14 protein-coding genes are annotated in these 19,769 nt (G+C 44.5%); 5 read left to right on the plus strand and 9 right to left on the minus strand.

The window, feature by feature from the left end; all coding sequences use genetic code 11:
* Positions 1–29: 29 nt before the first annotated feature.
* Both FCL48_RS19495 and guaD read right to left on the minus strand, forming a co-directional pair.
* A complete protein-coding gene (locus tag FCL48_RS19495) occupies positions 30–1,610 on the minus strand; it encodes a xanthine/uracil/vitamin C permease (protein ID WP_136874764.1) in 1,581 nt (526 codons plus the stop codon).
* A 132-nt stretch (positions 1,611–1,742) separates the two neighbouring features.
* Entirely contained in the window at positions 1,743–3,047 is a 1,305-nt protein-coding gene (guaD, locus tag FCL48_RS19500) for a guanine deaminase (RefSeq protein ID WP_136874862.1), read from the minus strand.
* A gap of 272 nt (positions 3,048–3,319) precedes the next feature.
* Here guaD and FCL48_RS19505 point away from each other — a divergent pair, with 272 nt between their 5' ends.
* The 5 genes from FCL48_RS19505 to FCL48_RS19525 all read left to right on the plus strand — a co-directional run bounded on the left by FCL48_RS19505 (position 3,320) and on the right by FCL48_RS19525 (position 9,669).
* Positions 3,320–4,378 (plus strand): XdhC family aldehyde oxidoreductase maturation factor, encoded by a 1,059-nt coding sequence (locus FCL48_RS19505; protein ID WP_136874766.1) that lies wholly within the window; start codon positions 3,320–3,322, stop codon positions 4,376–4,378.
* Positions 4,375–5,727: an 8-oxoguanine deaminase gene (locus tag FCL48_RS19510; RefSeq protein ID WP_136874768.1), complete on the plus strand. Its 1,353-nt coding sequence runs from the start codon at positions 4,375–4,377 to the stop codon at positions 5,725–5,727. Before FCL48_RS19505 ends, FCL48_RS19510 begins: the two co-directional genes overlap by 4 nt.
* 195 nt (positions 5,728–5,922) lie before the next feature.
* The gene (gene argF / locus FCL48_RS19515; RefSeq protein ID WP_136874770.1) at positions 5,923–6,840 is read left to right on the plus strand and encodes an ornithine carbamoyltransferase; all 918 of its coding nucleotides are present in this window, start codon (positions 5,923–5,925) and stop codon (positions 6,838–6,840) included.
* An 80-nt stretch (positions 6,841–6,920) separates the two neighbouring features.
* Positions 6,921–8,177, plus strand: a complete 1,257-nt coding sequence (fabF, locus tag FCL48_RS19520; RefSeq protein WP_136874772.1) for a beta-ketoacyl-ACP synthase II — start codon at positions 6,921–6,923, stop codon at positions 8,175–8,177.
* Between the two features lie 586 nt (positions 8,178–8,763).
* Positions 8,764–9,669: an acyltransferase gene (locus tag FCL48_RS19525; RefSeq protein ID WP_136874774.1), complete on the plus strand. Its 906-nt coding sequence runs from the start codon at positions 8,764–8,766 to the stop codon at positions 9,667–9,669.
* A gap of 1,291 nt (positions 9,670–10,960) precedes the next feature.
* Here the strand turns inward: FCL48_RS19525 and FCL48_RS19530 are convergent.
* From FCL48_RS19530 to FCL48_RS19560, 7 genes are all read right to left on the minus strand, one after another.
* Positions 10,961–12,739 (minus strand): putative Na+/H+ antiporter, encoded by a 1,779-nt coding sequence (locus FCL48_RS19530; protein WP_136874776.1) that lies wholly within the window; start codon positions 12,737–12,739, stop codon positions 10,961–10,963.
* A 346-nt stretch (positions 12,740–13,085) separates the two neighbouring features.
* The gene (locus tag FCL48_RS19535; RefSeq protein WP_136874778.1) at positions 13,086–13,331 is read right to left on the minus strand and encodes a hypothetical protein; all 246 of its coding nucleotides are present in this window, start codon (positions 13,329–13,331) and stop codon (positions 13,086–13,088) included.
* Between the two features lie 569 nt (positions 13,332–13,900).
* Entirely contained in the window at positions 13,901–14,548 is a 648-nt protein-coding gene (locus tag FCL48_RS19540; protein WP_169309288.1) for a DUF3299 domain-containing protein, read from the minus strand.
* An 11-nt stretch (positions 14,549–14,559) separates the two neighbouring features.
* On the minus strand, positions 14,560–15,822 hold the full coding sequence (locus FCL48_RS19545; protein WP_136874782.1) for an FtsX-like permease family protein: 1,263 nt from the start codon (positions 15,820–15,822) through the stop codon (positions 14,560–14,562).
* Entirely contained in the window at positions 15,819–16,586 is a 768-nt protein-coding gene (locus tag FCL48_RS19550) for an ABC transporter ATP-binding protein (protein WP_136874784.1), read from the minus strand. The genes FCL48_RS19545 and FCL48_RS19550 overlap by 4 nt, the downstream gene beginning before the upstream one ends.
* A 132-nt stretch (positions 16,587–16,718) precedes the next feature.
* Positions 16,719–17,363 carry a DUF2796 domain-containing protein gene (locus FCL48_RS19555; protein WP_136874786.1) on the minus strand — a complete coding sequence of 215 codons (645 nt, stop codon included), beginning with the start codon at positions 17,361–17,363 and terminating at the stop codon, positions 16,719–16,721.
* Between the two features lie 1,105 nt (positions 17,364–18,468).
* Positions 18,469–19,665 (minus strand): multidrug effflux MFS transporter, encoded by a 1,197-nt coding sequence (locus tag FCL48_RS19560; RefSeq protein WP_136874788.1) that lies wholly within the window; start codon positions 19,663–19,665, stop codon positions 18,469–18,471.
* Positions 19,666–19,769: the final 104 nt, after the last annotated feature.

The raw sequence follows: 19,769 nt of genomic DNA on the forward strand, positions 1-19,769 counted from the left end.
TTAAGGGGCTTACCTCCTACTCTCTGCAATCAATCTATAATTTCTACTTCAATTGCTTCCGGGTCATCATGGTTGGTTATCTGTTCAACCTTTGTAGACACGGAATACACCAGCACCCCCAGACCGACAAACAGGTAACCGCCTACGATACCGTTGAAAGAAGGCATATGAAGGCTTGCTGAATGTATTATACCAAGACTTGTCATGGCAGCAGCCGTCAGCATGAAGCCACTTGCTCGTTTAAATTTTGCGTCGATGAGAAGGGCAAGAAATGCGCCCCATATCAGCCCGGTAATAATTGCTCCCTGACTGAGAATTTGATGACCAATCACATGGGCACCCTGTTGATTGAGAGCCGCCACGATTTTAGGATCTGTCAATGCAGGGATATTTTCAACACCAATGCTGCCAAGAGCATTCAACATACTACCCCATTTAGTCACCAGAAACGAAGAAACATGTGGCATCATGGCAATAGCTATTGCCATACCGTGTCGACTGGGACAAGTTCTTGCTGTTTCGCTAATAATGATAACTGATACATATACGAGGATAGGCGCGGTCGCGGCCAATGGTACGAGATTACTGAGAAAGGCGAGAAACCCGAAAGTTGCTGCAAGAAAGAATACCACTCCTACAGCCAGAACATAACCGCATCTGGCATTTATGCGTTTATACCCCGGATGACCAATATAAACCGTTGTCGGGAAAGGAGAACCACAAACAGCGCCAAGCATGGTTCCTAGACCGTCAGTTATCATGGCAATAGAGACCGGATATTTATCTCCCACCGCTTCTGCCGATTCAACATTATTCATTGTTTCAATAAAATTGTATATCTGAACAGGCACCAGGACCAGAAACAGCTCAGGGTGGGCAATGAGGTGTTGGATTCCGACAATCATATCACCAATATAAGGCACAGGTGGGTAAAATCCGACACCTTCAAAGTTGATTGAGGATTTGCCGAGAAAAAGAGCAATGATCGTACCTGCGATGAGTGCTAAAAGTCCGGCAGGAAGATTGAACGGTAGTTTGAAACGACCGACTAAGCCCCACATAACGATGGTAAGCGATACAAAACCGATGACCGGTTCTTCAAATACCATTGTAAGGGGAACGACACCGATATAAACCAGAGCAATACCGCAGAGGGTTCCGAGCATTCCGGCGCGGGGTGTCACTTTTTTAAGATATGGACCGATAATCGCACCCAAACCGGCTACAATTCCACCCATAAAGCCTGCACCTATACCAATTTGCCAGGCAAGTTCAGCATCATTTGTGGACCAGTAGATGGGGCCAATAACTCCAAAGAGATAGACAAACATAACCGGAGTACTGATCCCGTAAGGCAGGGCCGTGACATTACTGCGCTGTTCCCTCTTGGCCAGACGCTGAGCGAGGTAGGTGTAAACGCATACTCCAAGCAGGATGGCAACGGCTGCGCCGGGGACGATTCGTCCAAAGACAATTTCATCCGGCATATTAAAAACAAATTTACAGATACCACTGAGGACAATCAGGTTCGTCAGGTTGTCAGTAAACAACGCCCAAAAAGCACTCAGGTCGTTACGCGAAAATAATGGATAATGAAACACCTTGTTCATACGCTCCTCCTTTTCTGCGCTTCAGGACTCTTCTGATTAGTCCTGCCGGCATCTCGTTTATGGTACCTGTCAGAGCCGGTGACATTTTTAAACGATAAAATCGTTAAAAAGAACCGAACCCATTATTTGTCTTTATTTTCTCCTGTAGACTTCTTCTCCCATGATGTGAACATGTTTAACAACCCGGTCATCACCCAGCATTTGCAAGGCAAACAGCTTTTCAGTCAGGTTCTTGCTCCGCCAAAGCCGTCTGGCAATGAGTGGGGTTGCTTCGCAGTCAAGAACGACAAAATCCGCCTCTTTGCCGGGAAGAAAGTTACCGATCAGCTCGTCAAGATCTAAGGTGTGTGCTCCGCCCAGGGTGGCGAGATACAGTGATTTGAATGGTGAAAGGCGATGGTTGCGAAGTTGTTGTGTCTTGTAGAGGTCACTAATGGTTTGCAGCAATGAAAAACTGGTGCCAGCACCAACATCGGTTGCCAGACCCACCTTTACTTTTTGATTTTCAGCGTTCGCCAGATTAAACAGGCCACTGCCCAGAAAGAGGTTCGAAGTGGGACAGAATGCTATACCGGCACCACTTTCATGCATCAACCTGAACTCATCGTCACTTAGATGCAGGCAATGCGCAAACACACTCCGTTTTGTAAGGAGTCCATGATGCGCATATACATCCAGATAACCGGAACGATCCGGAAACAAATCTTTAACCCACTCGACTTCACTGATATTTTCAGCCAGATGGGTGTGCAGATAGAGATCCGGATATTCCATCAGCAGCTTTCCGGCCAGAGCCAGTTGCTCATCACTGCTGGTAGGTGCAAACCTGGGAGTAATGGCATAGCGTAAACGATCAACGCCATGCCAGCGTTCTGCCAGCTCTTTACTGTCAAGGTAGCCGCTTTCCGGGGTATCAGTGAGATAGGCGGGGGCGTTGCGGTCCATAAGTACCTTACCGCAGATCATTCTCAAGCGGCGCTTCTGCGCTGCTGTAAAGAAAGCGTCTACTGATTGTTTATGGACTGTGCCAAACACCAGTGCGCTGGTGGTGCCGTTGCGCATGAGTTCGTCAAAAAAGAACTCGGCGACATCACTGGCCTTACCGGGATCACCAAACTCACGTTCGGTCGGAAACGTATAGGTCTCAAGCCACTCCAGCAGTTGTTCGCCGTATGAGGCAATCATCTCCGTTTGAGGATAGTGCAGATGACAGTCAATAAATCCAGGAACAATCAGGCTCTTCGTGTAATGAGTAATGGATACACCAGCTGGTAGCTTAGGCAATAACTCCAGAGCGGGGCCGATAGCCTCCACCAGGCCGGATTTGACAATCATCAGGCCATCTTGGAAATACTCATAACTGTTATCGTCTCCAACGTCAGCAGGGTCTGCCAAACAATGGAGGAGTTCACCTCGAAAAATCTGCAGTTTATCGATATTCACGATATCATGCTCCTGGTTTTTCAATCAGTTTTCCATCTCTATCTATATAATTTGTCGTCAATCTAACCCAACGAACTGACTGTGTCTACAATTATTTTAAACGCAAACAATAAATTTGTTGAAGTAATTAAATATAATTGCTAGACCTGTTGTGAGTCAGTTCCTGGCTAGCAAATACTCAAAAGAGTCCTGGCTTTTTTCCTTTTCACCGGGAAGTAGGTGTAAAGAGATACAAAAACAGATAAAACTCAGCGAGGATTTTACCCATGACCACAATCTATCATACAGTTGAAAAACGGCTCAAGATCGGTGAGTCGGTTGTTCTGGCCACAGTAATCGAAACCCGGGGGTCAACTCCGCGTAAAGCTGGTGCCAAGATGGCCATCTTTGCCGATGGCACCAATACAGGTACCATCGGGGGAGGAAGTGCCGAAGCTTCAGTAGTAAAACTTGCAGGTGAAATGTTGCCTCATGGCGTAGCTGTACTAACACACTGTAATCTCGATGATCAGGAGGCTGCTGATTTGGGCATGATCTGTGGAGGCGAACAACGTGTTCTCCTGGTAGTTGTCCCTGGCAATGAAGAAAACCACCAATTGTTCCAGGCCCTTGCAGGTATTGATGGTACTGGTAAAAAGATGCATCTTGTCACCATGTTAAGAGGTGCTGGGGCCGATTTTTCTCATGTATATCTCAGGTTATTTGATAAGGACTGGACAGCAGTTGGTTTAGAAGCCAAACCAGTGACGACAACTGTTCTTCAAAGACTTACAGCAGCACCACAACCCTGTGCTCTGGAAACTATAGAAGACTGCACTTACCTGGTTGAAACTTTTGACTCTCAATGCACGATGTATATCTTTGGGGCAGGACATGTCGCCCGGCCAACCGTTGCTATTGCAACAATAGTTGGTTTTCAAGCGGTAGTTTTGGATGACCGTTCCGAGTTTGCAAATAGCTTATCTTTTCCCCAAGCTAAACAAATTTTCACTCTACCGGGATTTGACGATCCTTTTTCGGGTCTTACGATTGACGAGAATTCTTACATCGTTATCGTAACTCGGGGGCATACTCATGATCAGTCAGTACTTGCAGAAGCTCTGAAAACTTCTGCAGCATATATCGGTATGATAGGCAGTCTCCGTAAAATACGCAGTTGTTTTGAATCCTTAAAAGGTCAAGGGGTGGATGAGAAAGACTTGGCACGAGTTCATGCTCCCATAGGCCTCAATATAGGTTCAGAAACCCCTGAGGAGATTGGTTGCAGTATTGTTGCTGAGCTGATTCAGGTTCGTGCGCAATTAAGAAAAAGGGGCAAAAAATGAGCAAGATATGGATCAAAAATCCATTGGCAGTATACACTCTAAATGGTGCAGATGCGGATGGTGGAATTGTAGTTACACAAAACCAGATAGTTGAACTTGTCCCCAAAGGATCTGAACCCAAGGCCCCCTGTGATGCAATTTTCGATGCAAGCAAACATGTCGTGCTACCAGGGCTTATCAATACCCATCATCATTTCTATCAGACCCTCACCAGAGCAGTGCCTGCTGCCTGCGGCAAGGAGCTTTTTGACTGGCTCAAAGTACTCTATAACATCTGGGCCAAATTAACCCCCGCACATATAGAAATATCGAGTCGACTGGCCCTTGCCGAGTTATTGCTGTCCGGGTGTACAACCGCTTCTGACCATCATTACGTCTTTCCGGCGGGTCTGGAACACGCAATTGATTTACAGATCGCAGAAGCCGCAAAACTGGGTATAAGGGTGGCCCTGACCCGTGGATCAATGAGCCTGTCGATAGAAGACGGAGGCTTACCACCCAAAAGTGTAGTACAAAGCGACGAAGTTATTTTAACTGACAGCGAGCGGCTCATAAAAAGATATCATCAGCCTGACCCCGGGGCAATGGTACAACTGATACTGGCACCCTGCTCTCCTTTTTCTGTGAGTGAAGCATTAATGGCAGAGACCGCTCGATTGGCCAGGCGTCACGGAGTCCGACTTCATACACATCTGGCAGAGACCCATGATGAAACCAGTTACTGTGTCGATATTTTTGGAGTTCGCCCTGTCGACTATTTAGAGCGGGTGGGTTGGCTAAAGGGCGATGTCTGGCTTGCCCATGGGATTCAGTTTGAGCCTGAGGAAATCAGCAGATTGGGCGCTGCGGGGGTTGGGGTCAGCCACTGTCCAAGCTCAAACATGGTCTTAGCTTCCGGCATCTGCTCTACTCTCGATCTTGAGGCCGCTGGTTGCCCGGTTGGGCTCGGTGTCGATGGTTCAGCATCAAATGATTGCTCAAATATCATGCAGGAAGTTCGTCAGGCACTCCTCCTGCAGCGTCTGAAATATGGTGCAGGCAGGGTCTCTCATCTAGATGCATTGCGCTGGGGTACTCAGGGGTCGGCTCGCTGTTTGGGGCGGGATGACTTAGGTGAAATCAGTCCCGGAAAACAGGCCGACCTGGCTCTCTTTACATTGGATGAGTTGCGATTCTCAGGTTCAGGCGATCCTTTGGCAGCATTGGTTATGTGCGGAGCACACAGGGCCGACTATGTAATGGTTGCGGGTAAGTGGGTGGTAAAGGAGGGCGAAATACCCGGCTTGGATTTAGAGCAACTGATGAGCGAACATTCCGGTCTGGCCAAGAACTTATTGATGGCAACGTAACCCCTATAGACGGGAGATAAGTAGTTCAGAAGTTTCCAAAGAACACTTTTTGGGTACCCCCTGAGAGGGGATAACAGTTGGACCTACTTCGTTGATAAAATGTAAGAATAACAAAATGAACGGGCCCCCAAAGGTGATCTGTTTTTTGATTAATTCGATCAGATCCTGATTGAGTATTTATATGGAGATACAACAGTGAAACGCGACTTTCTACACATTACGGATTTTACAGCCGATGAAATCCACGAAACCTTTGTTCTCGCAAAGGAAGTGAAAGCTCGATTCAAAGGGCGTGAGGACTACAAACCTTTCAAAGATCACACAATGGCTATGGTCTTTGCTAAACCATCGGCACGTACACGTATCTCATTTGAGACTGGATTCTTTCGTATGGGTGGTCATGCCCTCTATCTTAGTCCATCAGATATCTCCATCGGAGAACGTGAAGCTGTGAAAGACATCGCCCGAGTGATTGCACGTTACAACGACGTGATCATGGCTCGACTATTTTCCCACAATCAAGTGATGGAAATGGCAAAATATTCCACAGTACCTGTGATTAACGCTTTGACTGATTACAACCATCCTTGTCAGATAATGGCAGACATGTTTACTATACTTGAACATCGTGGTCACCTCGAGGACCTTAAAGTAGTTTACGTGGGTGACGGTAACAATATCGTACACTCCTGGCTGCGTCTGGCTGAACGACTTCCGTTTCACTTTGTATGTGCTTGTCCAGATGGTTATCAGCCAGACACTGATACTTTTGCGGCGGCAAAACAAGCTGGTATCTCAGAGGTCGAAGTGAGCCACAATCCAAAAGAAGCCGTGAAAAATGCAGATATCGTTTATACTGACGTATGGGCCTCAATGGGGCAAAAAAGCGAATCTGAACAACGTAAGACTCGATTTAGAGGATTTCAGGTAAACGATGAGTTGATGGCTGCCACCGGTAAGAATAGCTTGTTCATGCACTGTTTACCTGCTGAGCGTGGTGTAGAAACCACTGATTCAGTCATTGAATCAAAAGCGTCTATTGTTTTTGACGAAGCGGAAAACCGTATGCATGTGCAGAATGCCATTCTTTTGAAGATTTGTGGTAAAGTCTGATGTCAGAGCAGAAGAATAATTAAAGGAAAAAATAGTCACTAACTCATTAACATACTGATAAATCTCTCATAAACAACATTATGAATTTAAAACGTGTAGTTGTTACAGGGCTAGGAGCACTTACTCCACTGGGAAATACTTTTCAGGAAACCTGGAAAGCTATGATAGACGGGGTGAGTGGTGCCGCTTCCATAACAAATTTTGATGCAAGCAATTTCAAAACACAGTTTGCCTGCGAAGTAAAAAACTTCAACCCCACAGACTATTTTGATATAAAAGAAGCAAAAAAATATGACCTTTGCAGTCAATTTGGAATTGTGGCTGCTGATATGGCAATTGCCGATAGTGCGTTGGACCTGGGAAAAGAAGATCTAGAAAGAATAGGTGTGATCTGGGGCTCTGGTATTGGAGGTTTGAAAACTTTTTCAGACGAAGTCAGTGCTTTTGCCAAAGGTGGCGGAAAACCGCGTTTTAGCCCATTCTTCATCCCTAAAATGATAGCCAATATTACAGGTGGACATGTTTCAATGAGACATGGCTTCATGGGACCCAACTATACGGTTGTATCTGCGTGTGCCTCATCAACCAATGCAATGGCAGACGCTTTTAACTATATTCGTTTAGGAAAAGCAGAAATATTTGTAACTGGTGGTAGTGAAGCTTCAATTTTTGAGGCAGGTATGGGTGGTTTTAATGCCATGCGCGCCTGTTCCACCAGAAACGATGCCCCACAGATTGCCTCAAGGCCTTTTGATAAAAACCGCGACGGATTTGTTATGGGCGAAGGAGGCGTAGGTCTTATTTTTGAGGAGTTGGAACACGCCCTGGGCCGTAACGCAAAAATATATGCCGAAGTTGCTGGTACAGGTCTTTCGGGGGATGCACACCATATGACGGCACCTCATCCGGAAGGAACTGGCGCTGTAAAGTCCATGCGCGATGCCATTGAAGATGCTGGTTTAAATATCAATGATGTTGATCACATAAATACACATGGCACCTCGACTCCAGTTGGTGATATTGCAGAGTCAAAAGCCATTCTGAAACTTTTTGGTGCACACGCTAAGGACATTTATGTAAATTCTACGAAATCGATGACAGGCCACCTTTTAGGCGCAGCTGGGGCAATCGAGGGATTGGCTACCATTATGGCTATTCATGATGGTATAATTCCTCCGACAATAAACTTCGAAGAAAAAGACGAGAACATTGATTACGATTCTATTCAATTTGTATTCAACAAAGCAATAAAAGCTGAAATCGAAGTAGCGCTAAGTAATACCTTCGGCTTTGGTGGACATAACGCCTCAATAGCATTCAAGAAATTCAGACAATAGGCTTTGTGGACGGCTTAAAATTGCAAGCTAAAAGCAGGGATATTCAATAGACGTGCAGGTTCGATTAACCTGCACGTCTTACTACAATTTTTACATCCTTAAATCTGCGAGTTAGGTTGGAAACTATCAGATCCTAATTCCCTTTCAATTTTTGTTGTAATCGAGTCCATCTTTCTTGTCGGTCGACATTTTCAAGCCAACTTTGGTCAGGGTAACAGTAGAGTCCCTGCTGTTTTTCCTCATTTTTAAAGTATTTTTGGATTTCAGTTGCAGTTGCGCCATTTTATAACGATTCCTCAGACATACGCAGGTCTACCCTGACAGGAACCATCTCGAACGAGCAGCTATCATTCTTTAAATGGCATTTTTAGTCCCTGTTTTGACGGATTATTTCACCAGAATATGTACGTGCTAAAATTCATATTATCATCCTTAAAAGCAGACAAAATGTTTGGTTTCTACTTTTTCTTGAAACATTACTTTAGATTTTGTAATCACATAAGGGTAGAATCGCGCATACTCTTTTACAATCCTGATCTGAGGAATTCGACTTGTAATATTTTCGGTGTTTTAGGGAGAGTAATCAATGTTATCGTTTTTACCATCATCAATGCGTGGCATTGTCGCTAGCTGTCTGTTGGTCGCAAATACCTTGCTGCTGGGACCGCTTTTAATCACAATTTCCCTACTGCGGTTTATTATTCCCCTGCAGGGCTGGCAACGCAGCTGTACTGCAGCTGCAATCCGGATTGCAGAGCTATGGATTTCGTCTAATTCGTTGTGGATGAAGCTGACCCAGCAGATGCAATGGGATGTTGAGGGAATTGAACAACTCGAAAAAAATCAATGGTACCTGGTCTCTTCTAATCATCAATCCTGGGCTGACATACTTATTCTCCAGCATCTGCTTAACCGTAAAATTCCAATGCTCAAGTTTTTCCTTAAGCGGCAATTGATTTGGGTGCCAGTGATAGGACTCTGCTGGTGGGCTTTAGATTTTCCGTTTATGAAACGTTACAGTAAGGAATATCTTGAGAAGTATCCCCACAAACGAGGGAAGGATTTTGAGAGTACCCAACGTGCCTGTGAAAAGTTTAAATACCTGCCTGTCACTGTTTTTAATTTTCTCGAAGGCACACGCTTTACTCCTGCAAAGCACCAACAACAGGACTCTCCCTACCAATGGCTGCTAAAACCTAAAGCTGGTGGTATTGCTTTTGTTGTTGGTGCTATGGGCGACAATCTCAATGCTTTACTTGATGTTACCATCGCATACCCTGAGCACAAGCAACCTTCTTTTTGGGATTTTATGTGCGGTAACGTTAATAGGCTTCGTGTCCGTGTGCAGCAAAAACCAATTCCTAAGCAGTTTCTTCATCGTGATTATCGTGAAGATGAAACTTTTCGAAACGAATTCCAACAATGGGTAACCCAACTCTGGCAGGAAAAAGATGCCCTTTTGGATCAGCTCCATCAACAACCAGGCAGCTAATTGTATTGGCTTACAAACACCCACCGTCGAGCTCGCAAACAAGCATTTTCCTCACGGCTCTTTTTTTGGTTAGGGCAGAAGAACAGAGATCATTTTACGATTCTGTCCTGTTTTGCCCATCAGTATGTTTCTCAGTTACACAGCAATCGTGACCTGTACCACATTCACTACAACTAACGGTCACTTCGTCCTTGATGTCCCCATATTTTTCCCGGAATTCATCAGGCGTCATATTACATATAAGGCCACATCCGCATTCTGGGCATTCCGATTTGATCTGGTATCTTTCTTTTGCCATGTTCTATCTCCTTTGCGTTTTTTATACGAAATCGAATAATTGGTAACGCCAATGCCGATATTTAAAGCCTTTTCAATGAATGGCGGTTTATTACCGGTCGTTGTCTTCCTTGTCTCAAAATAGCTACATATAATGTCAGAGGTCAGAAAGTTATCATTTGCTTTATTAAATAGAGCTTCACCTTGGCCATTAGCTACACAATCGAAGCAGCTCAAATTTAATGTTCACCTCTTGTGCTATCAAGCCTACGTAACGACCCTATTTATCACATAATCTTAATGCACAAGTAGTCAATTCTCCAGTAAAGTATTATTGACAGAAAGACTCAACAAGTTCGGTAACCTCTTTGGTTTTTTGTCATTGTCACGACAAATAGATTCCAGGTTTGACAATACCTTATAGTTTCGACACCACATCTGTCGTTCGTCCTTACCCGTCTCCATGATCTATACCTGATCCGATCTCACCTGAAGGTCCAGGAGATACAGCGACACTTACTACGGTATTACATTACCTGTACATATTCACTTAGCCTTATATGGGCTAAAGATATGAGACAAACTTCAAGAGGGGAACATTGATCAACATAAATGGCAGAAAAACAGACATCGATTGTCTTGCCATTTAATTTAAAGAACGGTTGCTTTTGTTTTTTTTGTCATCTCCTGACCACAACATTGCAGTGGAACATTGCATTTATCTGGTCTAGTAACATCACATCTGCAAGGTGTAACTACTCTTAGCTCCAAACCACATTTTTCACACATAAACACTTCACCCTCTTTCATTTCACTGCAGTTAGCCATTTTGAGCTCCTTTTCATTGTTGAGATTGATGAGCGAGAAATTTTCACGGTGGGTTTAACTATGCATTCCCAATGCACCCGTTTACATTTCTACATAATGTCAGGGGAACAGTATTTATTGTAACTTCATTTTATTACATGACAATAAAATTCCCCCGATTGATTCTCGAGCTTCAATATAAATGTTCCTAAAATACCACAAAACATAACCCCATTATAACTGTGGGGAGTAAAGCGTATGCCATCAGTAATATTGGCGAGATACCGTTACTAAAATACCCTTTTAACAGCGCCTGGCCTGCTGGGTTAGGTGCGTTGGCGATAACAGTAAGACCGCCACCAGTTACTGCTCCTGCAACTACAGCATACTTCAAACTATCGGTAAAGCCCGGCACAAGGGTGCTGAGGTAGGTGATGGCAGCGTTATCATTAAAAGCGGTCAATACGGTGGAACTCAACATGAGTGGTAACTCGCCGAGACTGCCAAGCACAGGGGCAATCCACCAACCTTGAAGCCCACCATGGATCACCAGACCGCCTAAGAAAAAACCAACCAGCATAGGTGATTTCAGATTAACAGTATTCTGGAATGGCCAGGTAACATGTGAAAATCCGATAAAAAAGAGCATCCCTGATACAAATATTGCTGGATAATGGGCGTTTATAATAGTCCAGATCATGAAGATAACATGCACAGCGATAATCCAGCCGGGAACATCGCCACAACGGTTATCCCAATTAGGGTCGTTGAGTTTAGGCCGCTTATCTCGGGGCAGCAAACCTGGCACAGAGACGCTCATCTGCTGCATTTTAAGATCTTCAAACTCTTGGTCAAAGGTCTCTTCCAGCAGATCAAAGTCCTCCTCATCCAGATTAGTGCTGGCAACGAGCGTTGATTCTTTTACCACATGTTTAATCCGGCAGATTTCTTCCTGTAGTTCACGGCCAATACGAACTTCAGCTGTTTTCAAAACGTTCTTAAGGTGTTCGCTGTGGATATGTTTTTCCTTCAAATCGAGCTTGATCTCAGAAAGCCTGAATTTCTTTTCTAGCCTGATAAGCTCCTTTTTAAAGACCCAGAACACAATCGTATTGGAAATAATGATTCCAATTATAGCTTTCCACCCAAAGGTCGTGAACATGAACAAGAGATCCCAGTTCCAGGTGGAGGCCACCATAAGAACAGGCGGGGCTGCAAAATGGGTGAGCGTTCCCCCTACTGAAATATTGACGAAGAGTAGCGCTATGGTGGCATATTTAAATTTGTTGCTAGGTTTTAACTCATAAAACTTTTGAGCAAGCAGCATTGCAGAAATCGTCATGGCTGCTGGTTCAGTTATGAAGCTGCCCAACAATGGTCCCAGGGTCATAATGGTCAGCCACCAGGCTGCAAGAGTTCCGTCAAAAATCCCAGCAACTCGGGCCATCAGCTTTTCGGAGAACTTCAAGATAGGCCGTGATGATGCAAGAGTCATAATGACTACGACAAACATGGGTTCAATATAGTTTACACCACTTACATACTCTACGAAGGTGTGCCAATCATAAAAGAGAACTATGGCCCCAGCTAATACAACTGCCCAGAGCCCAAACACGACTTCAACCTCACCTAGAAAGTGAAAGATCTCTGATAATATATGGGTTGAACTTTCCGACTCAAGCCCCTCTTCAATTCTCTTTTGGTGTTCTCCTTTCCATTTGTGGGCATAAAACAGGAATTTGCTGCTTAAAAAAGTGTGAATGATGGCACAGAGAAAGATGATTGTTGCAGCCAGGTTGAAGGGTGTATGGCTAATACGATGTTTAAGGATGGCAACGATCCCTTCCAGGTTTGAATCATGGTAGCTTTCAAAAGTTGGAGGGAAATTGGCAGCACCCTCTTGAGAGGGATACCCTCCCGCTGCATGGATGCTGGTTGCAAAAAGTAGGAAAAGGATCACAAATAATATTTTTGAATATAATTTCATTAAGCCCTTACATTCCTTGAATGTATTTTAATTGACTGATTATCTTCTTGATTGAGTATCGTTCTCAAACAGTATTTTATTTCTCAGTGAGCGTGTTAGAAAACTTTTCAATAGTGCTATTTGGCAAAATATACCAAAGACAGTTGTGACAGGCAAAGTAAAAGGTGCCATTGCACTATCAGTCAGTGACGGGGCAAGCGTGATGAATTGATATTTCTTCGCTCGTCAGCATACCTCCAATCGATCTGAAAATAATAATCGTAAATCTATTGGATGAATCCAGTAGATACGTCACTCTTTATATACAAAGAATCAACACATGGAAAAGATGGCGAGCGCAAGTGTTCTATTGAAATGAGACATGGCTGGTGACAATACGAGGTTGATCCAGGGAAATTTCCTCGGGCTCAATCCGCTGCAACTCCTCAACATTCCAGTTGCCATTACGCTTAAGCAACTCCAGAGCCTTGGCCTTGGACGGTGCCAGCACCGTTACGTCAGCCTCTAGATAATTTTCCCTGTGGATATGCGGCTCATCCAGCATGGACCAACTGGAAAAGCGTTTGCTGTGCCGCCAGACAAAAAGCAACATCGTTTTCCTCCGTAAAATAGATAAGGTATAAAACGGGGAAGGAAATATTTTAAATTTCCAGATTGGCTCCATCCATATCTCTTCAATCTTTTAAAACAGTTGAAGAGACATAGAAAACACCATCACTTTAAAAGAAGTAAATGACCTTAACACGTCCAGTGTATCTCCCTACAATCATGTCTGTTTGTGAATCATTTACATCACCCAAAGAAACGGTCGCTCCTCAACATATTCAAGTGAGTCAACTGTGACTGAGAGACCCCTGTGCTTATGTTTGATAAAACTAAAAAGAGAACTCTTATAGTAATCCCTACAGAACTTGAAAATATTTCGCTTTCTTTTTCTCATTCAATGGCCGATATATTCGACGTTGATATCGATGGAGGATTATCATTCTTGTACACATTTATTTGGTCGAGACGGGATGATATTATGTTTCACTCTATGAAAAGAGCAAAAGCGGGTTTGAACAATCTTTTGCTCTTTTCATTGTTTTGTCAGATGCTTTGATCCCAGGTAAACAACCACATTCCTGATCTTATTCTAATCATTTATACATAGAGTTATGCTTACGGTCGATAAGCCTCAATCCTATCAACAGAAAGGCTGTAGCCGATATTGATATCGCTTGATCCGTCACTGAGATACAGCTCTTTGGAAGAAGATTTTACTTGTAATCTCCCGGTAACAGATACCGGTTTAAAAAGCTCATCCACTTCGTAGGGTGTTGGGGTGGCCGATACTGCGTAGACTATCTGATTCTGAGGTGGTGGCGGAGTATGTATACAGGCACCAACGTAAGGCACCAGTAGGAAGTCAGTTACAGCGTTGCCGGATAAATCAAGGGGGAGCAGGTAGCCGGCGAGTTTGATTTCCTGATTATCAAGCTCTGTATTAACCGCCGAATTTCTATTGCGTCTATCAGCTATTATTTTATCAACGTCTATGTCTTTTTTTTGCAGCTCTGGCAAAGCGTTATTCACTTCATCGTAATATTCCTGATTTTCTGGAGTGACTTCCTTTGGTAAGAATTCCCGGAGATAGATAATATACTCAATAAAGTCGACCTCCTCTTCTGACAGGCCAGCCAAAGGATTGTCTTGAGCTGGTAATTTCGGTATCAGGTTATCCCATTGAATTTCCTTTATATCTGAACTTTGACATGGTAAAGCGTTAACGCATAACAACAGGGTGATAAGGGGGAGCAGTCGTTTCATGACAAGAACCTTCATGTTTTAATGGTCATACCATCGTTAAGGGAGTAGCGGTAAATCTTCCATCCCGGGATGATTCCTGCCACTATGCCTGAAAGTAGGACAATAGCAAGCAGGAGTAGCTCATAGTTGGAAAAGAAGGAGATGTTTATATACAGGCCAAATTGTGCAACCAATAACGGTTGAGCAATGGCGAGAAGGGTATAGAGCAACACGATCCCCACGACAATAGCTAACGCGGTAACCAGTATTGATTCGCCGATGATGAGAGAAAACACATGGGCAGGACGTGCGCCAACCGACCTGAGGATCGCCATTTCCCGACGCCGCTCATTAAGACTGGTCATCAGTGTGGTCAGCATCCCAAACAAGCCAATGATCACAACAAAGCCAGATACCGCCATAAGTGCTTTTTCGGCAACTCCCACCAACTGCCATAACTGCTGGAGGGCAACACCTGGCAGGATAGCTGTCAGTGGCTCTTCACTGTACTGATTGATCGTACGTTGCACCTTGAAGGTGGCTATGGGAGACTGCAATTTAACCAGGAAGGCGGTAATTGCCTTGGGTGTGAGCTTCAGGCGTCGTGCCTGGTCTGCAGATATATGAACACCCGCCATTGGCGCTCCCTGCTTCCAGTCAATATGGATGGCCTCGATACTCTCAAGGTTGACATGAATTGTCTGGTCAACAGGTGTTCCAGTAGGTGCCAGAATTCCTACGACGGTAAATGGTTTATCTTCGTGTTTGACAAAAGAGACTTCTCCTGCACCATGGGAAAGGATAATGGAATCGCCAAGGTTATACCCGAGTTTTCGAGCCACTTCGGCACCCAGCACGGCCTCGTAGAGGTCACTGAATTCTATCCCTTTATCGAGTCGCAGGCTCTGTTTGCTGCCATAACGAAAATGGGTAAAATAGTCACTCGTTGTACCCATTACCCGATATCCCCTGTGGGAATCTCCAAGTGATATCGGAACTGTCCAGGAGACAGATGGCAGTGCAGCTATATCCTGGTAGCTCTCCCAGGAAATATTATTCGTGGCATAGCCAATTCGGAATATGGAATAGAGCAGGAGCTGGATCGGCCCACTGCGGGCCCCAACCACAAGGTCGGTTCCCGATATGGTATTGGTAAAACTATTACGTGATTCAGTTCTGATACGCTCCACGCCAAGCAGCAGAGCAACACTTAAGCCAATAGATATAATAGTCAGGCAAACAGTAAATTTCCTGTTTCGCAAGCTTTTCAGAGCAAGTAGAAGAATATTTCTCATGCATCTCCTCCCCGGTCTATTCCTGTAGCAGTATTGATTTTTTTGAACTCCACCACTCGATCAAAAAGAGGCATGAGGCTGGTATCATGGCTTACGAAAATAAGCGTTGCTCCGGATCTTGAGCACTCACTAAATAGCAAGCGAAGAAAAGACTCACGATGTTCTGTATCAAGAGAGGAGGTTGGTTCGTCGGCAATGACCAGTGAAGGACTGCCGATTAAAGCCCGGGCTGCTGCAACCCGTTGCTGCTGACCAACACTCAATTCCACCACAGGTTTTTCAAGCAGTCCTGGATCCGTGAGGTTGAGATGGGCCAGAAGACGCAAGGCCTCGTCGTAGGGCGTAGTACCCTGTTCCTGAATTTTCTTTTTACGCAGGGAGGAAAACTGACATGGAAGAGTTACATTTTCCACCACACTTAAATAGGGAATCAGGTTAAATATCTGGAAAATATAACCGATATTATCCGCCCTGAAACGATCCCGGGCGGCTCCTTTCAGCTGCGAAATATTCTGACCTTGAACTCTTACTTCACCCTGTTGTGGGGTAAGGATACCCGTGAGAAGGCCAAGCAGGGTTGACTTGCCGCTGCCGCTTGGACCCATAATGAAAAGCAGTTCCCCTGATTCTACTCTAAAATGGCTCATTTCTAACACAGGTAACAAGGTTTTCGACCAGCTAAAGCTCAAACGACTTATATCGACAACCGGCTCAGTAGTGAGACTTCCGAGCCTGGAATTTTTTAAAGTTGTTTCTTTATGCATACATTCTCTTGAAGCCCTGAGAAGTTCACTCGCAGTCGGAGTTGATCTCCTCTTCGTGCGAATGAATTTCTAAGGTATTTAAACCCCTCAGAGGGGACAGTGGTGAATCCTGCTCTCTTTGCCTCAAACGGCCTAGAGAGAAAGTTGGAATTTATTGGGCGTTAGCGCTACAGCCGTCTGGCCTTTTGGTGTAAGCACCTGCACCTCAATTTCCTCAAATCCTGGAAAATGTGAAAATAGCATTACATCCATCGTCTTCAGGTTATCAGGCCTTCCACACTCAAATTGATATGCAACTTCAAAGTCGCTATGGGCTGATTCATCACTATGGTTTGCTGCAGAGTGTGCATCTTGGGTATGCGCCTCATGAGCTCCATGGGCCTCATGTTCATCATGATGACCGCCCCCAATATCACTATGCACATGCGCTTCATGGAGAGAGCACTGAGCCTCTGGCGACAAAATAAAAAGCTTCTCTCCGTCTTTGAGTAACTGTATTGCACCATGGACTTCGTGGGATTGCTGGTCATTTTCAGGATCATGTTCAAAACCGACGATATTGGCAGCAGGGCTATCAAGCTCAATGATAAGGGTGTTTCCATCAAGAGCCACATTCAGCAGACCGACCCCATGTACGTGGGCGTCATGGTGACGTGTTTCGCCAGCAATCACCCCCGCTATATGAATAAAAAATAGAAGAACAGCTAACAGTACAACAGTTACACATTTACGGTTCTGTCCAGTGATCATTTTCTCAAAAAACAATTCTCCACCCATAAATAACCTCCAGGGGATATTTACAAAAACAAGATAAAGTCAACCTTTGCCTGTCGTCCAGGCAAAGCAGAAAACAAATTAAACAACGTTTCTGTAGCTTGAATTAAGCGGGAATTGTAATGGGAGGACCACGAATTTGAAAGCCTGTCTGAGGAGTAAGTATTACCGTTATCCGGTAGTCATTAGTCCGATACAGATCAGGAATTGAAGGGATAAAAAAACAAACAGTATTTGGTTTAACTGCGGAATGAAAGGCAAAAAAATTGCAAATCGGGCATGGTTGATGATCGCTTAGAACCAATCGATCTATCAAGGAATGGGAATGAACGTCGGGAATTGCGTTCTGAAATACATTAATAAACGCTGTGCCATTGTGCTTGTGAAAGTGCGGATGCAGAGCATGTGCACCAATCACAAAATAGAAAAGTGCCAGAAATGGTAGGAGATGAAATTGTTTTCTGGAACGGATTGTCTGAAGCATTGGCTGCTGATAAGTCACAATAGGTTGTTGTTCTTGAATACCGTCTGGTTGAGAAAACTTAATCAACATTCATAAAAATACAAACATATATCCAGCAGAACGCATTGGAATTCAACTTTCAAATTAATAGAGAATATTCAAGATTCTCTGTCACCGTTCATAATTATCAGTCTACCACCGCTGGCAGCAACAGCTGGAGTCAGCCCCGAGAATGGACCCCAAGTCAATGTTCATCCGAGGTGCTGGCTTTTGATGGGCTGGATTTATCACGCTTGTCGGAAATCTTTAAAGATGCCGCCTGATATTTCATATCTTCTGGATGGAGCATCTATTCAGGATGTTTTTAACTTCAAACGCGGACGGCTCATTCCAGGGCAACATAACAGGAACAGTCCTAAATTGTGGTTTTCTTTAAATTGTCAACATTGCCAATCTATATACGTAATAAAGTGTATTTCTGCAGATTCAGTAGGAAGCTTAACCCGAGGCTCATTAAAAACCTCCATATCCTATGAGATTTGGTAACATTAACGCTGTGTATCACACATGACTGTAGTTGCGGTTGCGGTGTCACAAAACCATTACGTTTTTCAAAGTAATATTTCAGACTCTAACCTTACGCTTTCACGGGACATTGTATTGAGCAAAGTACCGTTTACGAACCAGAAACCAAAGAATCCCTCCTGTTGCTCCCACCAGGATCTGGATCCCCCCAAGGGATTCGATGAGATGATGGGGGTTGAGTGAGACAAGAAACATAGCCAAACTGCCCATCATCATGCTAAAAAAATTAATGAGCGCGGAGGCAGAGCCAGTGTCTTGGTTCTGTTGATCAAGCATGAGGTTTATACCGGGTACCCGCATGGTTATTATCCCAAGAGTTGCAGGTGCAAGTGTCAGTGCGAAAAGCCAAGGGGAAAGGTGGCCCATGGTCGCGACAACTATCCCGCAGCCCATGATCACGACAAAACAGAATGAAATAATGGAGTAGATTGGGAAATGTTTTGAAAGTCGAATATACAGCATTGGCCCGGCCAGCGCGCAGAGCGCATTAAACGCAAAGAAAAAACTGAATTTTTGTTCGCTCATGCCAAAACCGGAAATATAGATAAAGGACGATGATGCTAAAAAGGCCATCAACGCCATTGGAACCATGGAAAATATAACGAGAAGACAAGAAAATCTCGGGTTTTTCAGAACCACAGCCAGCCGTCCCCAGGAATGAACCACTGAGCCTGTATACTTTTTCTTCAGGGATTCTTCAAAAAAGAAAGTGACAATGGCTGCGGTTAGACCAATTGCCGCAAGGAGCAAGAACACCATTCGCCAGGAACCTATCTGCAGGAGAAAGGCACCAATTATCGGGGCTACCATGGGCGCGATGGTGACCATAGACATAACTGTCGCCATGACTTTTTCCCGCTCTCGTCCGTCGTAGAGGTCTTTGACAATTGCAGTGGCGACCACGGTTACAGCTCCTCCGCAAAATGCCTGCAATATGCGTGCGAGTATCAGTTGCTCTATGTTCTGGGAGAAAGCACAGAGCATGCTTGAAATGATATACCCCAAAAGCCCTGTCAACAGTATTGGCTTGCGCCCAAATTTTTCACTGAGCGGCCCCCAAAAAAGTAGGCCGAAGGCATAAAAAACAAAGAACAGGCTCAGTGTTAAATTCACCTCGGAGTGACTGGTGCCAAGCGTTTCGACCATCTGCGGCATGGCCGGAATATAGAGATCCGTAGAAAGTGGGGGGAAGGCGCTTATCAGTGCAAGAAATACAAGTGTTCCTGAATTTCCTATCTTTTTTTGACGTTGTTTCAAATTGTTATTCCTGATTGTCCATCGACAGTACTTGGTAATGGTATGGGAAAGCTAAAAAAACGTTTCCCATACCATTGTTTGTGTCCAAAAGATAGGATGATCAA

This window comes from Desulforhopalus sp. IMCC35007 (assembly GCF_005116575.1).
Classification (GTDB): Bacteria; Desulfobacterota; Desulfobulbia; order Desulfobulbales; family Desulfocapsaceae; genus Desulforhopalus_A.

Bases quoted from the DNA above. Each gene is read 5' to 3' on its own strand.
- FCL48_RS19555 (WP_136874786.1), bottom strand. From the start codon at position 17,363: ATGGGTGGAGAATTGTTTTTTGAGAAAATGATCACTGGACAGAACCGT.
- fabF (WP_136874772.1), top strand. From the start codon at position 6,921: ATGAATTTAAAACGTGTAGTTGTTACAGGGCTAGGAGCACTTACTCCA.
- FCL48_RS19550 (WP_136874784.1), bottom strand. From the start codon at position 16,586: ATGCATAAAGAAACAACTTTAAAAAATTCCAGGCTCGGAAGTCTCACT.
- FCL48_RS19525 (WP_136874774.1), top strand. From the start codon at position 8,764: ATGTTATCGTTTTTACCATCATCAATGCGTGGCATTGTCGCTAGCTGT.
- FCL48_RS19535 (WP_136874778.1), bottom strand. From the start codon at position 13,331: ATGTTGCTTTTTGTCTGGCGGCACAGCAAACGCTTTTCCAGTTGGTCC.
- FCL48_RS19540 (WP_169309288.1), bottom strand. From the start codon at position 14,548: ATGAAACGACTGCTCCCCCTTATCACCCTGTTGTTATGCGTTAACGCT.
- FCL48_RS19495 (WP_136874764.1), bottom strand. From the start codon at position 1,610: ATGAACAAGGTGTTTCATTATCCATTATTTTCGCGTAACGACCTGAGT.
- FCL48_RS19530 (WP_136874776.1), bottom strand. From the start codon at position 12,739: ATGAAATTATATTCAAAAATATTATTTGTGATCCTTTTCCTACTTTTT.
- FCL48_RS19545 (WP_136874782.1), bottom strand. From the start codon at position 15,822: ATGAGAAATATTCTTCTACTTGCTCTGAAAAGCTTGCGAAACAGGAAA.
- FCL48_RS19505 (WP_136874766.1), top strand. From the start codon at position 3,320: ATGACCACAATCTATCATACAGTTGAAAAACGGCTCAAGATCGGTGAG.
- FCL48_RS19510 (WP_136874768.1), top strand. From the start codon at position 4,375: ATGAGCAAGATATGGATCAAAAATCCATTGGCAGTATACACTCTAAAT.